This is a genomic window from Bradyrhizobium sp. STM 3566 (assembly GCF_045571445.1).
GTDB classification, from domain to species: domain Bacteria; phylum Pseudomonadota; class Alphaproteobacteria; order Rhizobiales; family Xanthobacteraceae; genus Bradyrhizobium; species Bradyrhizobium vignae.
Window position 1 is genome coordinate 2,236,302 of record NZ_CP120692.1, and the last position, 15,365, is coordinate 2,251,666.

11 protein-coding genes are annotated in these 15,365 nt (G+C 61.8%); 9 read left to right on the plus strand and 2 right to left on the minus strand.

The window, feature by feature from the left end; genetic code table 11:
- Window positions 1–7: 7 nt before the first annotated feature.
- From P6U27_RS10600 to P6U27_RS10640, 9 genes are all read left to right on the plus strand, one after another.
- Window positions 8–1,177, plus strand: a complete 1,170-nt coding sequence (locus P6U27_RS10600; protein ID WP_407194005.1) for an acyltransferase family protein — start codon at window positions 8–10, stop codon at window positions 1,175–1,177.
- 78 nt (window positions 1,178–1,255) lie between these two features.
- On the plus strand, window positions 1,256–2,260 hold the full coding sequence (locus P6U27_RS10605; protein WP_209296106.1) for a glycosyltransferase family 2 protein: 1,005 nt from the start codon (window positions 1,256–1,258) through the stop codon (window positions 2,258–2,260).
- 115 nt (window positions 2,261–2,375) lie between these two features.
- A complete protein-coding gene (locus P6U27_RS10610) occupies window positions 2,376–3,251 on the plus strand; it encodes a right-handed parallel beta-helix repeat-containing protein (RefSeq protein ID WP_209296107.1) in 876 nt (291 codons plus the stop codon).
- A gap of 79 nt (window positions 3,252–3,330) precedes the next feature.
- Window positions 3,331–4,626, plus strand: a complete 1,296-nt coding sequence (locus P6U27_RS10615) for an O-antigen ligase family protein (protein WP_407194006.1) — start codon at window positions 3,331–3,333, stop codon at window positions 4,624–4,626.
- Window positions 4,613–5,380, plus strand: a complete 768-nt coding sequence (locus P6U27_RS10620) for a class I SAM-dependent methyltransferase (protein WP_407194007.1) — start codon at window positions 4,613–4,615, stop codon at window positions 5,378–5,380. The genes P6U27_RS10615 and P6U27_RS10620 overlap by 14 nt, the downstream gene beginning before the upstream one ends.
- A 716-nt stretch (window positions 5,381–6,096) precedes the next feature.
- Window positions 6,097–8,715, plus strand: coding sequence for an Ig-like domain-containing protein (locus P6U27_RS10625; RefSeq protein ID WP_407194008.1), 2,619 nt, complete (start codon window positions 6,097–6,099; stop codon window positions 8,713–8,715).
- A gap of 385 nt (window positions 8,716–9,100) precedes the next feature.
- The gene (locus P6U27_RS10630; protein WP_376707311.1) at window positions 9,101–10,744 is read left to right on the plus strand and encodes a type I secretion system permease/ATPase; all 1,644 of its coding nucleotides are present in this window, start codon (window positions 9,101–9,103) and stop codon (window positions 10,742–10,744) included.
- Window positions 10,741–12,054, plus strand: coding sequence for an HlyD family type I secretion periplasmic adaptor subunit (locus P6U27_RS10635; RefSeq protein ID WP_209296111.1), 1,314 nt, complete (start codon window positions 10,741–10,743; stop codon window positions 12,052–12,054). Before P6U27_RS10630 ends, P6U27_RS10635 begins: the two co-directional genes overlap by 4 nt.
- Before the next feature lie 585 nt (window positions 12,055–12,639).
- Window positions 12,640–13,248, plus strand: a complete 609-nt coding sequence (locus tag P6U27_RS10640) for a transglutaminase-like cysteine peptidase (protein ID WP_209296112.1) — start codon at window positions 12,640–12,642, stop codon at window positions 13,246–13,248.
- A gap of 48 nt (window positions 13,249–13,296) precedes the next feature.
- On the opposite strand, the gene P6U27_RS10645 is transcribed toward P6U27_RS10640, so the two are convergent.
- The gene (locus P6U27_RS10645; protein ID WP_407194009.1) at window positions 13,297–14,298 is read right to left on the minus strand and encodes a methionyl-tRNA formyltransferase; all 1,002 of its coding nucleotides are present in this window, start codon (window positions 14,296–14,298) and stop codon (window positions 13,297–13,299) included.
- Window positions 14,295–15,365: a hypothetical protein gene (locus P6U27_RS10650; protein ID WP_407194010.1), complete on the minus strand. Its 1,071-nt coding sequence runs from the start codon at window positions 15,363–15,365 to the stop codon at window positions 14,295–14,297. The genes P6U27_RS10645 and P6U27_RS10650 overlap by 4 nt, the downstream gene beginning before the upstream one ends.

A 15,365-nucleotide genomic window follows, 5' to 3' on the forward strand; every position in this document is an offset into this window, starting at 1 on the left:
GAAATCCATGATTTTGGGCAGGACGACGACGATCGGCGATCGGTTTGCCGTCCTTTCGGCCCGAGGGCCCGGTTTTGATCAGATCCGACTTGTAGCCGCACTCATGGTGGTCGCTCACCATGCCTGGTGGGGCGTGAACGACGTCCTCTATCGGTTCAGCGGGGGATTCGTCCAGCTTGGCTTGCTTGCAGTCGTTATCTTCTTTTGCGTCAGCGGGTTCCTGCTCGCGCCCGGCCTGGCCCGGTCCGGGGATCTCGTTCGGTTCGCCGTAAATAGAGCGCTGCGTATCCTGCCCGCACTGTTCGCCGTCGTCGTCGCGTCCATGTTCGTGCTGGGACCGGCCCTGACTACTTATTCCCTGGCCCAATACTTCAGCAGTGCCGAGCTTTACCTGTATCTGAAGAACGTCCTTACCCTGATGTCCCACTACCTGCCCGGTGTGGTGCGGCATGGACGGGAAGTTCAGATAAATGGACCGCTGTGGACGCTGAATATCGAAGTCTGGTCATATGCTGCGCTGGCGGCGCTGAGCGCGGCAGGGTTTCTCCGCCGACGTGTGCTGGCGATGATCAGTTTCACTGTGGTCTACCTCGCCTATGTCGGGCTGGCGCTCTCGCCGGCGTTGCATGCTATCTGTCCGCAACGGCTCTTGGATTTCATCGGTCTCTTCGTCTATTTCATCGCTGGTACGAACCTTTATCTCTACCGTGAAAGTGTCCCGTTCTCCGGAGTTGGGGCCGCGGTCGCCGTGGGATTTGCGCTGATCGCCCTTGCCGGGGGGGTCGGAGCGGTAGCGCTGCCGCTGTGTGTACCCTACCTCGTGGTCTATCTCGGCCTCTCCGAGGTCGCCAGTCGAGTGCCGCTCAAGCACGATCTGTCCTACGGCGTGTACCTGATCCATTCACCAGTCATATTGGCATTCCTGACGGTATTCGATCTCGCAGCCGGCTGGCCGTTAGCCTTGTTGGCGGGATCCGTTACCCTCGTTCTGGCGTATGCGTCCTGGCGATTTGTCGAAGCGCCGGCGCTGAAGCAAAAGGTGCCGGTTTCGCGTTGGGTATCGGCGCACATGGCGCGCCTGGGTAGCGGACGAGGCGTTGAGATTCAGCCGGCCGCGCGCCGTCACGAGCAGAGCAACAGTCTGACAGGAACAATTGAGGCCGGCGCAGCGGAGTGAAATTGCGATAGCGGCGCCGGTCGGGTCTCGCGGCGACGACAAGGGCGGCAGTTGTGTCGAAAGGAGGGCAAAGTTGCTATGCGCAACGCGTGCCAAGATGACGAACGTCCGGAACTGGATCGGGAGCTGGATCTCTCCATCATCGTCGTGAGCTACAATACACGCCACCTGACGCTCGACTGTTTGGCATCGGTCGCCGCGGAGACAATGGGTTCGCGATATGAGGTGATCGTCGTCGACAACAACTCCTCCGACCAGTCGGCCGCCGCAATTGCCCGTCAATGCCCCGACGTCAGGCTGATTGCGTTGGACAACAATATCGGCTTTGCGCGCGCCAACAATCTGGCTGCAAAACAGGCGCGGGGCCGACGCTTGCTCCTGCTCAATCCGGACACGATTATTCTCGATGGCGCGATCGATCGGCTTCTGGAATTCGCCGACGCAAATCCGTCCTTTCACGTCTGGGGTGGTCGCACCCTCTTTCCGGACGGCAGCCTCAATCATACCTCGTGCTTTCGAAGAATCAGTCTGTGGAATTTGTTGTGCTTCGCGCTGGGGCTCACCTATTTCGGCCGCCGCAACCCGATTCTCAATTCCGAGGCCTATGGCGGGTGGGACCGCGATACGGCGCGGCACGTCGACATCGTTACGGGGTGCTTTCTGCTGATCGACCGGCTGCTGTGGGAGAGGCTCGGCGGGTTCGACCCGACCTTCTTCATGTACGGAGAGGAAGCGGACCTCTGCCATCGCGCGCGATCGCTGGGTGCGCGGCCCGCGGTCACGCCTGAGGCGACCATCGTCCACTATGGCGGGGCATCCGACGTCGTGCCTGTCGACAAGAGAGTGAAGGTGTTCAAAGGAAGAATCACCCTGATCAACCGCCACTTTGGCTGGCCTGCTAGGACGATCGGGCTGGCGTTGCATCTGATCGTGCCGCTCACACGCTGGTGCGGTTACGGGGCGGCAGCCGCCCTGGCGCGCAATGCGGAGTGGCAGGAGAACGCGGTGTATTGGGAGGCTGTCTGGCGGCGCCGGCGAGAGTGGGTTGGTGGTTACGAGGCACAGAGAGCCGAGTCGGCATGAGGGCGTTGTGCGGCGGCAAGCGAGAAGAACGATGAGATCCAATAGCGGAGGGACGCAGGCGCGGAATTGGCGAAGAGGCGGGGAGCGTGAGTCTGGCCGCAAGCGCCTGTGGGGCATGATTGTGCTCGACGCCGTCCGTATGGCAGCTGCGATCGCAGCACTCCAAATCCCGGCCGCCGTGGCAGCTGAACCGAACAGCCCGCCACAGCCGGCATTCGCCTCCCAATGGCCCGATGCAAGCAACACAGGGCCGCCTCGCGATCTCAAGCTGAAGCCATCGGGTCCGCTCACGATTGCTGTTGCGGGTACGACGATTTCGGGACTGGACATTCAGGGCGGCGTAACCGTCAACGCGGACAACGTGACGATCGAGATGTCCCGCATCTCGGCCAAAGCGTGGGCCGTCATTAAGATCGACCCGCATCGGACCGGAATTGTCGTCAGGGATTGCACGATCGACGGCCTGGGCGCCGGTCCCGATGGCAATGGAAACGAAGGCATCATGGGACAGGGTACCTTCCAGCGCAATAATATCTTCAATGTCGAAAACGGCATCGTGCTGACTGGAAAGGGCAATCTGATCGAAGGCAATTTCATTCACGATCTCAATGCCGGCGGGGCACCGCACTACGATGGTATCCAGATCGATGGCGGCATCTCGGACACGGTCATCCGGCGCAACACGATCATCAATTCTCACGGCGCGGCCGGCGCCATCATGATCGACAACGAGTTTGGCCCGGTCTCCAATATCGTCATCGAAGGCAATCTTCTCGCAGGCGGCAGCTATACGATCTATTCGGACGGGAAGTTCAACGACAATCCGATCTCGGATGTTTCGATCACCGACAATCACATCGGTTCCGGACAGTATGGGCCCACCCTGTTTCGGAAAAATCGTCCGTCCTATCTCCGAAATGCGACTGACGGCTGGCGCCTGGTCGGCAATCTGAACTTTGGCAACGTGGCGGCGCAGGAGGCAATCAAATGAAGCGCCCGCGTCAGCCTCGCCAACCGGACGGCCTGCCGGACTTGATGGCCTGCTTCAGCCCCTCCGGGGAGATCGCCGCATGAATCACTCCAGCGATGCTCTTCTCGCCGGGCAGCCGCGTATTCGCGCGACGGGAACGGGGGTCCAATCGACCATTCCCCAACGCAGCGGCTGGGCCGTCCCACTCCTTCTCATGGGCATCGTCTTGCCATCTGGGCTGCAGGTGCTGATTGCCGGCGCGAAGCTAACGCCGACCAGGATAAGCTTGATACTCCTGCTGCTGCCGGCGCTTGCGCGGTTATTGCAGCCCGCCCGGCGGCTCCTGCTGTCGGATGGACTGGCGGGCACCTTTGCACTCGCCATGGTGGGAGCGGCCGGTTATGCCGCCGGGCCTCAATCGGCGTTTTCCGCTGTTGCAGAGGCCCTCGACTTCGTCGCAGCATATTTTGTCGCGCGAGCCTTCGTTCTGGAGCCGCCGGCGGTCCAGCAGTTCATCCGTCTGGTCAAGGTATTCACGGCGGTTGCGGTATGCGCTGCGGTAGCGGACGTGTTGACGGGGCGTTGGATTGTCCGCGACGCCATGGCAGCACTCATGTCGCAACCTGAGGCGTTCGTCGACGACGGCACCTCGAGCGAAGATGGCGTACGAGTGGGTCTGCGACGGGCAATCGCGACATTCGATCATCCAATCCTTTATGGCGTGTTCTGCTCGCTGGCAGCAGCTATCGTGCTGTTCTCGGCGACAAGCGCCATCAAGCGTCTGTCGTGGGCTTGTCTGTGCCTCTTCGGCGGATTGCTGTCGCTATCTTCGGCTGCTGTCATGGGGATGGTCCTGGTCATGTCGTCCTACGCGTACGACCGGATGTTGTGTCGTTTCCCCTGGCGGTGGCCGCTCTTTTGGACGGGGGCGGGCATGTTCCTGGTGGCCGTTACTGCGGTGACAAACAACCCTCTCAGCTGGCTGCTGTCGCACGCAACCATCGAGCCCCAGACGGGATTCTATCGCCTCATGATCTGGGACGCTGTCTCCGCGCAGGTGTGGCAATCGCCCTTGACGGGAGCGGGGTTCGTGACGTTCGGCTATTATCTGCTCGACCGGACCGTTGACAGCGTGTGGCTCGTCACGAGCCTCCACTATGGCGTACCGGTCACCATCTTGCTGATCGTTTTGAATCTCTCGGCGATGCTGCCGGTGCGCGGGCATCGTCCGACGGACATTCAAAGGGGCTTTACGGTTGCCTGCATGGTCTTCCTGTTCACAGGTTTGACGGTGCATTTCTGGAACTACATGTGGACCTTCTGGGGCGTTTGCATCGGCGTGCGTGCTTCGCTCAGGGAATGGCAGATGTTGGGGGGGCAAGATGAGCAATTTTGACGTGGCATCATCGTCGACCGGAGGCATCAAGGGACGTTTGCGCCCCTATGTCTGGTCATTGCGCAGCGGCCTTCGGACGATCCGCTTCCTGTTCGGACGATTTGAGAGATCCTGTCCGGTCTGCGGATATCGCGGCCGGTTCTTTGCCTACGCAAATCCGCTGGCATTGGGGATCAACTTCGACTCGCTCTGTCCGAATTGTCTGTCGCACGAGCGGCACCGGTTGTTGGCGCTCTGCGACGCCGAGCAGAGCCTGTTTACGGGGAAGGATATCCTTCACTTCGCGCCTGAAGCGGGACTTACGAGGTACATAGAGGCGAGAAAGCCGCGCAGTTATGTCACTTGCGAATTTGGCGGCAAGGGCGCTGATCTCGATATCAACATTGAAAAAATAGATATCGAAAGCGACAGGTTTGATCTGATCATCTGCTGCCACATCCTGGAGCACGTGAACGATCGCCTGGCAATGCCCGAGCTCTACCGGATCTTGCGTAAGGGCGGAACCTTGGTCGCGATGATCCCGCTCATTGAAGGATGGCAGGAGACGTTTGAGGACAAGTCGAGGCAGGAAACGGTAGAGGATCGGATCCTGTATTTTAATCAGCATGATCACGTCCGCTTCTTCGGTCGTGATTTCCGGCGCCGGCTGGAGAGTGCGGGCTTCGTCGTCGATGAATATACCGCAGTCGAGCCGCAGGTCGCACAATATGGGCTCATCCGCGGAGAGAAAGTATTTTTGTGCCGGAAGCCTTAGACGCTCGGCAATGCTTTGATTGTTGCCGGCAAAACTAGGCCGTGGATTGCGGCTCTCGGAGCGCTAACTCTTGCGGACGACCCTCGTCCGCGACGACGGATCGAGTGATCTCTTTTGTCCATTCCGCTGCTCGCGCGAACTCGACGCGATCGCGCTCTATCACTCAAGTCCATTCACTGCGCCAGCCTGTGCATCGACGAAAGCGGGATCACGCCAAATCGTGCGGATTGTCGAGCTGAAATCTGCTGCAGGCGGAGGCGATTCGCGCGATGCATTTAATACTGTGTCGTTCCGTTTATTTATACATTCGTTGGTTTATTTAATGCGCGCCGACGTCGGACGGAATTGCGCTTCGGGGCCGCTCGTCGATTTGCGATCGTCGGCCAGATCACAAGCTTGAAAGAATTTTTGTGTGAAGTGCGTGGCGTGCGTATTCCGCGGCCATCTGATCGCGGCTAAAACGAAATCGCTTTTAATTTCCGTAACGTAGATTTCCGCATCGTATTTCCGGAAGCAAGATTCTGGCAGCGCTTGCGGCGAAATGACCTTAGCGGAGCCGTGGTCTTGTCAAAAAAAGGCCGTGTGCTGACGACCATTAACGCCGCGCAAGCACGGCACCGGCGTGTCTCGATCACGTTTAAATCGAAGGCGCAAACTCACAATAAAACGCTGGTGTCGATTAACGGGGATAATACAGAGAAGACGGAGAGACTGTTTTGGCGACCACAACGAATGCATGGCCTGACGCGACGAACACCGGCGTGCCGGCGGGGGTGACGCTCACTCCTTCGGGAGACGTGGTGATTACGCAGGCGGGAGCGGTGGTTTCGGGACTCAACATCACCGGAAGCGTCTACATCAAGGCGAACAACGTGACGCTTGAGAACTGCAAGATCACGTCCGGCGGATGGGCCGGGGTGACCATCGATTCCGGAGTTACGGGCGCAGTCGTTCAGAACTGCACGATCGATGGTACCGGCAGGGCACCGGATGGCACTGGCAATCAAGGCATCATGGGGAGCGGTACGTTTATCGGGAATAACATCTTCAACGTGGAGAATGGTATCGTTCCCGGGAGCAACTCCGTTATCCAGGGCAACTACATCCACGATCTCCATGCAGGCGGATCGCCTCATTATGACGGCATCCAGATCGATGGAGGCCTCTCCAACATTCAGATCAGCGGCAATTCGATCATCAATCAGTGGGGATGGACGTCAGCCGTCATGATCGACAACGGCTTCGGGGCCGTCTCGAACGTCACTGTCACGAATAACCTGCTGGCCGGTGGTGCCTTCACCGTGTACGCGGACTCCACCCTGGGCACCGCTCCGATTACCGGTGTGTCGTTCACCAATAATCACATTGGCGGCGCGCAATACGGCGATGCGATGATCCGTGGCAACAACTCGGTGTTCTCCGGGAATTACACGGACGGCGCGACGCTGGCATCGGCGCTCAATACGTCGGCAAATAGCGGTACCACGACCTCGCCGGCCCCGGCCCCGAGCGCGCCTGTCATTGCGTCGTGGTCGCCTGACTCCGGTGTGGCCGGGGATGGCATCACCGACGCCAGCCAGATCACCCTGCACGGCACCGCCGCGGCCGGCAGCACGGTGAAGATCTATGACGGTTCGACCCAGATCGGTTCGGCGACCGCGACTTCGACCGGAAGCTGGGACTATATCACCAAGGTCCTGACCGATGCGAAGCACACGCTGACGGCCACCGCGACCAACTCGTCGGGGCAGACCAGCGCCGCGTCGGCTGCGGTGGCGATCACCGTCGACACCAAGGCTCCGGCGGCACCGACGATCACCAGCGACACGGTCAACAGCGCCAATCAGGTTGTGGCGTCCGGGACCGCCGAAGCCAACAGCACGATCAAGGTGTTCGACGGCACGACTCAAGTCGGTACCGCTACGTCGAACGCTACCGGGGCCTGGACGGTGACGACGGCTGGTCTGGCGGCCGGCACACACGCCCTCACGGCCACGGCGACTGACGTTGCGGGCAACGTAAGCGCCGCGTCAGCGCCTTTTGATCCTGTCATTGGATCGTCCGGCTCATCCGGTTCGGGTACGTCCGGTTCGGGTACGTCCGGTTCGGGCACGTCCGGCTCCGGCACGTCCGGCTCGGGCACGTCCGGCTCGGGCACGTCCGGTTCAGGCACGTCCGGCTCCGGCACATCGGGCACGGGCACCACTGCGCCGGCCGCACCGCAGATCGCCTCTTTCTCGACGGACAGCGGTGTCGCCGGTGATCACATCACCAGCGACAAGACGTTGACCCTGGACGGGACTGCGGTTGCCAACAGCACGGTCAAAGTGTTCGACGGCACCACCCAGCTCGGTTCGGTCACGGCGGACGCGAACGGCGCGTGGCACTACACGACTGCCGCGCTGGCTGACGGCAAGCACAGCTTCACTGCGACCGACACGGCCTCCGGCGTCACCAGCAAGGCATCGGCAGCACTGGATGTCACGGTGGATGCCGCGGCTCCCGATGCTCCGATTTTGTTGAGCGATCCGACGACGCATAATCGCGCAACGGTATCCGGTACGGCGGAAGCCGGCAGCCTGGTCAAGCTCTATGAGGGCACGACCCTGCTTGGCACCACGACGGCTGCAACCGATGGCAGCTTCAGCGTGACGACCCCGAATCTCAAGCACGGGTCACACACCTTCACTGCGACGGCCACCGACGCCGCCGGCAACACCAGCGCCTTGTCGCAGCCGATCGATCCGCCGATCGGCTCGCACAGCGGCGGCAAGGACGCCTCGACCGTCGAAGTGACCAATGTGCGTCAGCACTGGGATCACACCGCAACCATCAAGGGCACGGCCGATCCCAACAGCGAGATCAAGCTGTTTGACGGAACGACCTCGGTCGGTTCGGCCACCACGGGAGCCGACGGCAAGTGGAGCTTCCAGACCTCCGATCTGTCGGGCAAGAGCCACGCCTTTACCGCGGAGCAGGTCGACACCACGGGCCACGTGGTCGGGACCAGCTCTGGCCAGGCGGTCATCGGCTCGGGCCACAGCGACACGCTGACCGGCACCAGCGGCAATGATGTCATGGTCGGCAAAGCGGGAGCGGATACGTTCCAGTTTGCGTCGAACTTCGGCCAGGACGTCATCAAGGACTTCGCTGTCAGCGGACCTGCTCACGACACGATCGAGTTCAGCAAGAGCGTGTTCGACAGTTTTGCGAGCGTTCTCTCCCACGCGGCCCAGTCAGGCCACGACGTCGTTATCGCGGCGGGGAGCGACACCCTCACGCTGAAGAACACCCAGCTCGACAAGCTGAACAGCCACGACTTCCACTTCGCGTAGAGGACGACTCGGCCACACTAGCTGGTACTCAACAACGGCCTCGGGGGATCTCTTGGGGGATCCCCCGACAAAGGCATGACTAAAGGGCAGGCACATGACTGACGCTGGACGGCGGGGGATGATCTCCCCGCCCGCGAATCTTTATCGAATCCCAATTATGCATTTGTCGGGACTTTGGTCGGCCGGGCGCCGGCTGACGGACGATGCCGAGCGGTCGACGTCGCGACTCGTCGGCTGGGCAAGGCGCCTGGTTGAAGTCCTTCGGCAACGGATATTCGTCGACCGCTTCCGGCCGGCGAAGAATTATGAGGAGCCGCAGTCGGAGATTTCGGCATTCCTGCAGTCGTGCCGCAGGATATTCTGGGCGCTCGCGACCTTCAGCGGGATGAGCAATCTCCTCATGCTCACCGGCTCGTTCTTCATGCTGCAAGTCTATGATCGCGTGCTGCCCGGACGCAGCATACCGACTTTGGTCGCCCTGATGGTTCTGGCTACGGTTCTTTACCTGTTCCAGGGTGGGCTCGACCTCGTCAGGAGCAGGATCAGCGCGCGGGTCGGCCGGTATTTCGATGAAAGGCTCGGCATTCGCATATTCGACGCGCTTGTTCGTCTGCCTTTGAAGACGAGGGCCGATGGCGACGGCTTGCAGCCGGTGCGGGATCTCGATCAGGTCCGCAGCTTCCTGTCGAGCGGCGGGCCGACTGCGCTCTTCGATCTGCCCTGGATGCCGATCTATCTCGGCGTTTGCTTTCTCTTTCACTTTTGGATCGGCGTCACCGCGCTGGCCGGCGCGCTGGTGCTTGTCGGCATTACGATCCTGACGGAAACCCGGACGCGGGGACCGGCCAAGGCGTCCTCGCGCCTCGCAGTCTCGCGAACGGCCCTCGCGATCGAGGGCCGACGAAATGCCGAGGTGCTGCAGGCCATGGGCATGCGGCAGCAGGCGGCGTTGCGGTGGCGGGATGTCAACGCGAAATATCTGGCGGCGCACGAGCGGGCCAGCGATGTCGCAAACGGGCTCGGGGGCGCCTCCAAGATCTTCCGAGCGATCCTGCAATCGCTGGTTCTTGCCGTTGGCGCAGTCCTCGTCATCAATCAGGAATCCACGGCCGGCATCATCATTGCCGGATCGATCCTCACCGCGCGGGCCTTGGCGCCCGTCGAAATGGCGATTGCGAACTGGAAAGGGTTCGTCGCTGCGCGGCAATCGGGACAACGGCTTGATGCTTTGCTGAAGCTGCTGCCCGGCGAGGAGGAGCGGCTGGCGTTGCCTCCTCCTGTTGAAACGCTCACGGTCGAGCATGTCTATATTGGCGCTCCAAACTCGGAGAGGCCCACCATCAACGAAGTCTCGTTCCAACTGCGGAGCGGCCAGGCGGTCGGAATCATTGGGCCGAGCGGATCCGGAAAATCGACGCTGGCACGAGCGCTGGTGGGAGTATGGCCGTGCATTCGAGGCCGGATACGGCTGGACAATGCCGCGCTCGAGCATTGGTCTTCCGACGCCCTCGGCAAGCATATCGGCTACCTGCCTCAGGATGTCGAATTGTTCGACGGCAGCATTGCGATGAACATCGCGCGGTTCGATCCGCAGGCGACGGCCGCCGCCGTTCTGGAGGCCGCGCATGCCGCGGGCGCGCACGATCTCATTCTCTCCCTTCCGGATGGCTACAGCACGAAAATTGGCGAGGGAGGATTGGCACTGTCGGCGGGGCAGCGGCAGCGCATCGGGCTCGCACGTGCCTTCTACGGCAAACCGTTCCTGGTCGTGCTCGATGAGCCCTCCTCCAATCTCGATGCCGAGGGCGAGGAGGCGCTGACAGAGGCGATCCTGAACGTGCGTCGCCGCGGCGGGATCGTCGTCATCGTCGCCCATCGTCCGAAGGCGCTCGAAGCCGTCGATCACGTCTTGTGCCTCGGGGACGGCAGGGTTCAGTCCTTCGGCAAGCGAGAGGAGGTGCTCAAGAAGGTGTTGCGAAATCCCGTGCCGCTCAAGGTGGTCGCGGAAGCTCAAGGAGGCAGCCGATGAACAGCCAGGTGGCGCCGGCGATGCAATCCATCCAGCGTTACATGATCGTGGGCATGATCATGTTCGGTCTGGTGACTTTTGGGATCGGCGGTTGGGCGACAACGAGCCAATTGTCGGGCGCGGTGATCGCTCAGGGCGTGGTCGTCGTGGATTCGAGCGTCAAGAAGGTCCAGCACGCCACTGGCGGAATCGTGGGCGAGTTGCGCGTGCGCCAGGGCGATCGCGTCAATGCAGGCGACGTCTTGATCCGCCTCGACCAGACGCAGACGCTCGCGAATGCGACGATCGTCACCAACAGCATCGATGAGCTGCTGGCACGGCAGGCTCGTCTCGAGGCCGAGCGCGATGGTGCCGAGCAGGTCGTGTTTCCCAAGGCGCTGCTCGACCGGGCCAAGGAGAGCAACTCCGAGGCGAGCCGTGCGATCACTGCGGAGCGGAAGCTGTTCGACCTTCGCCGTCAGGCAAGGAGCGGCCAAAAAGCGCAGCTCCAGGAGAAAAGCGCGCAGCTGGAAAACGAGATCAAGGGATACATGGGCCAGACCGAAGCCAAGCAGAAGGAAGTCGAATTCATCCGCCAGGAGCTGGAGGGCGTGCGCAGCCTCTGGCAGAAAAATCTGGTGCCGATCACGCGGCTCAATTCCCTCGAGCGCGACTCCGCCCGCATCGAAGGGGAGCGGAGCCAGCTTGCAGGAATGATTGCTCAGTCGAAGGGCAAGATCTCCGAAATCGGGCTCCAGATCATTCAGATCGACCAGGATCTGCGCACGGAGGTCGGCAAGGACCTGATCGAGACGCGCTCGAAACTCTCCGAGCTGGGCGAGCGCAAGACTGCAGCGGTCGACCAGTTGAATCGCGTCGATATCAGGGCGCCACAATCCGGCCGCGTCCACGAGCTCAGCGTCCACACCGTCGGGGGTGTTATCTCGCCCGGCGAGCAAATCATGTTGATCGTGCCCGACGCGGACTCGCTTGCGGTCGAGGTCAAGATCGCGCCGAAGGATATCGACCAGGTCTATGTGGGGCAGACCGCGACGATGCGCTTCGCGGCGTTCAACCAGAAGACCACGCCCGAAATCGACGGCGAGGTCAGCATGGTCTCGGCAGACATCACGCAGGATCAGCGTGCGGGCACGAGCTACTATACGGGCCGCGTCCTGCTGAAGCCGGACGAGCTGGCGAAGCTCGGCTCGGCCAAGCTCGTGCCCGGCATGCCGGTCGAGGTCTTCATCAAGACGGCAGGTCGGACCGCGCTTTCATACCTGCTCAAGCCGCTGCAGGATCAGGCGGGGCGGGCGTTCAAGGAGCGCTGAGTTGGTGCAAGATGGCAGCAGCGCTCGACCGCATGTCTTCGGCACCGGCGCCCTTTCCCTGGGCGTCGGTGTTGCGGCCGGCTGCTGGATGCCTGTTTTCTCTGGGGAACACGAGGGGGTGCTCGAACGATCGCCCGCTCAACACGTCCATTCGCCTGGCATGCAGGCTCATTGCGGCCACGAAGCCGAGTAGTGAAGCTTCAGCTCCCAGAATGACGAATAGCTCGACCGGCATGTGAAATAGGTCCCGCCCGAGAAAGCCTGATCGACCGTTTGGCTCCGGAAAATATTTAAATCAACCATAAAATTGTATGGTGGCTGATAATTGGCCGCCGCGGTGCGGAGCGTGGCGCGCTTCGACGCCTTCTACCGAGGGCAAGCGGCGCCGATCGAGGCCGTCTCTCCCCATTCCTTCTATCCATTCCCACCCGTCCTTGCAGGCGCCGGCGTCACCCTCGCTTTGCCTATTTAATATTTATTGCTATTTAAATAAGATCAAATATAAATAATATATTAAATAGCCCGTGCGGCCAGGTGCGCGCCGACCGGATCCGACAAAGTTTGGCGTATGGAGGGGATCGGCAGATGCGGCGAACCTCGGGCCCGGTCATTGCGGCAGCCATGGCGATCGTGATCGGGGGCGTTCAGTGGGCGCGTGCGGCGTTGCTGGTCACGCCCCCCCGAGCAGATCTTGCGCACATCGAGCTGGGGCGCCCCGCTCTTCCGCCCCTCACTTACACGATGTTTTGCCTGCGCTATCAGGCCGAATGTCGCCCGCGACGCTCCTTCCGCGGCGGGCCGGTCCGGTTGACCGAGAGGCGATGGGAGGACCTGCGGGAGATCAATCGTACCGTCAATCTGGCGATAGAACCGGTTCGCAACGAGCTCGGTCTCGCGGGCGAGGCGTGGACCATCGACCCTGCACGTGGCGACTGCAACGACTATGCGGTGAGCAAGCGCCACGCGCTGCTTCGGCGCGGCTGGCCGGCGCGCGTCCTCCTGTTGAGCGAAGTCGTCGTCAGTTCCGGTGAACATCATCTGGTGCTTCTCGTGCGCACCAGGAGCGGCGATCTCGTCCTCGACAATCTGACGCCACAGATCAAGCCCTGGTCGCGGACGTCCTATCGCTGGGTGCGCGTGCAGAGCCCGGGTCGTGACGGGCTGTGGGCCGCGGTTGGGCGAGAAGGGGTGTGATGCACCGGCGCTAAAGCCCCGAGCCGCCCATGGCCAGAACGGTTGCGCTTACTCGTGAGCGCATTTGAGCTGCTCGAGCGAAGCGAGCCTGTCTTCAAGCGCGACGATCCGGCGGAGAAGGTCGAGGCGCGACAGCCCGAGGGTCGCTCGCGTCGACCCAATGACGGAAGCGGCAGCACGCGGCTGCTCGGAGTTGGGAGGAAGGACGCTGAACATGCGCAGGACGCCGTCGCCGGTCAGCACATCCACCCAACCCTCGGAAGGTGACCGCCCAACGATCCGGCCCGGTACACGGCCGATATAGCAGGGAGCATCAAGCCGCGGCGAGGCGTTGACGACGATGAGCCGCTGTCCGTCAAGATGGGTGAAGGCACCGGGAAATGGCGGCGTCAAGCCGCGGATCAGCCGATCGATGGTATCGGTAGGCTGCCGCCAGTCGATCTCTCCATCATCCGGAACACGGGTACAGCCATAGGATGCAAAGTCGGTGTCTTGAGAGGCGCCTTGATAGCCGGTGATCGCTCGAACTACGACCTCGCCGAGCTCGCGTTCCTGGATCGCGTTGAGGCGTTCGTAGAGTGCGGTGACCGTGTCGTTCGCGCCGATCGGGATCGCTTGCTGAAACAGCAGATTGCCGCCGTCGAGCTCGGGGATCACGAGATGAATGCTGATGCCGGCAGTCGTCTCTCCATTGATGATTGCCCAGTTGACGTTGGCGCGACCGCGATAATGCGGCAGAAGCGAATAGTGAACGTTGACGAAGCGGCACAATGCAAGAATGTGCGGCGGGATGATCCGATCGAATGAAGAAATCACGACGGCGGACGGGCGCGTGTCCGCGATCACGTTCTGAAGTTGGGCCAGTTCCTGCAGCTCCGCGATCGGGATGCCGCGGTTGTTCGCAAATGATCTCAGCGCGCCCGCATCGGGCTGGTCCGGTTTCCGGAAGATCTGCACCACGCGGCACCGCGCTGCCAATGAGCGAAGCGCCGTGAAGCCGGTCGGTCCGTCCGCGAGGAGCACGACGTCGGGCTGCAGCCGCTCGGTCATGTCGCCCCCTGCCATGGTACGAGCTGGGCGAATCCATCTGGTGTAACGACACCGCCGCGGCGAACCCATTCGGCCGCGCGCAAGCCGCCAGTCTGCAATCGTACGATCGGCTGGGGACCAATCTCCGACAGCAGAATGCCCATATGGCCCTGCCCGACAGATTGCGTGGGCCAGACCGCAAGACCATTGGCGGCCAGCACCGCTCGATCGATGTCGCCCCAGAACTGGACCACAACGGCGCCGGCGGGGGCGCATGCGGCCAGATGGGCAGCCTCGGCCTGGCCGACGCGCGGCGTTTCCGCGGGCTGCAAGGCGACGACGAAGGCGTCCCATGCGCCGGGATGGACCGCCGCAACGCTGTTGAACGTCTTGACGTGCGCCCCCAGGCTTGCCAGCCCGTTGTGCAACGGGGCAAGGAAGTCATTGTCGCAGAGCAGGCCGATTCTGTTGCCGAGGACCGCCAGGCCACAGTCGTGCAACTGCTTCACGGCGAGCGGGCCAAGGAATGAGAAGACATCGACAGCGGGGTGCCGCTCGTTGACGCCGACTACCGGGATATTGCGTCGCGCGCACGCTTCGATATCCAGGTCCTCTCGACGAAATTCCCAAGCCTCGAACATCAAGGCGATCACGGCGTCATCGCGCAGCTGGGCGATCAGCTCGGCTGTGAGAGGACGAAGGTGGCCACTGTTGGTTATGATGTCGACGCTGTGAAGCACTTCAGGATTCATCTTCTCCAGAATCTCGATGCGATCAGCGACTCCAAGTGGAGCTGCGAGCTCCAAAGTCTCCCGCTTGGCGTCGGACACGGTCCCATGGCGGCCGGGTTTCGTGAACGCGTAGACGTGCTTGGCTCCGGCCATTGCAGCGAGGACCGGGGTCACGGCATAGGCGCCGGTCGCGGCTTCGGTCAGCACAGTCATTCCGGACATGTCCAGTCCTGTGTCCGCGAGGGCGAGCTTCATCAGCGTTCGCAGTCGAACGGGCGAGAAGCCCGGCCTGCGAAGAGCTTTCGCATCCGCATCGTCAGATCGCAATTGCGCGACCGTCGCTCCGCTCCCGGTCAT

Bases quoted from the DNA above. Each gene is read 5' to 3' on its own strand.
- P6U27_RS10600 (WP_407194005.1), top strand. From the start codon at position 8: ATGATTTTGGGCAGGACGACGACGATCGGCGATCGGTTTGCCGTCCTT.
- P6U27_RS10605 (WP_209296106.1), top strand. From the start codon at position 1,256: ATGCGCAACGCGTGCCAAGATGACGAACGTCCGGAACTGGATCGGGAG.
- P6U27_RS10610 (WP_209296107.1), top strand. From the start codon at position 2,376: ATGATTGTGCTCGACGCCGTCCGTATGGCAGCTGCGATCGCAGCACTC.
- P6U27_RS10615 (WP_407194006.1), top strand. From the start codon at position 3,331: ATGAATCACTCCAGCGATGCTCTTCTCGCCGGGCAGCCGCGTATTCGC.
- P6U27_RS10620 (WP_407194007.1), top strand. From the start codon at position 4,613: ATGAGCAATTTTGACGTGGCATCATCGTCGACCGGAGGCATCAAGGGA.
- P6U27_RS10630 (WP_376707311.1), top strand. From the start codon at position 9,101: ATGAGCAATCTCCTCATGCTCACCGGCTCGTTCTTCATGCTGCAAGTC.
- P6U27_RS10635 (WP_209296111.1), top strand. From the start codon at position 10,741: ATGAACAGCCAGGTGGCGCCGGCGATGCAATCCATCCAGCGTTACATG.
- P6U27_RS10640 (WP_209296112.1), top strand. From the start codon at position 12,640: ATGCGGCGAACCTCGGGCCCGGTCATTGCGGCAGCCATGGCGATCGTG.
- P6U27_RS10645 (WP_407194009.1), bottom strand. From the start codon at position 14,298: ATGACCGAGCGGCTGCAGCCCGACGTCGTGCTCCTCGCGGACGGACCG.
- P6U27_RS10650 (WP_407194010.1), bottom strand. From the start codon at position 15,365: ATGACCGGGAGCGGAGCGACGGTCGCGCAATTGCGATCTGACGATGCG.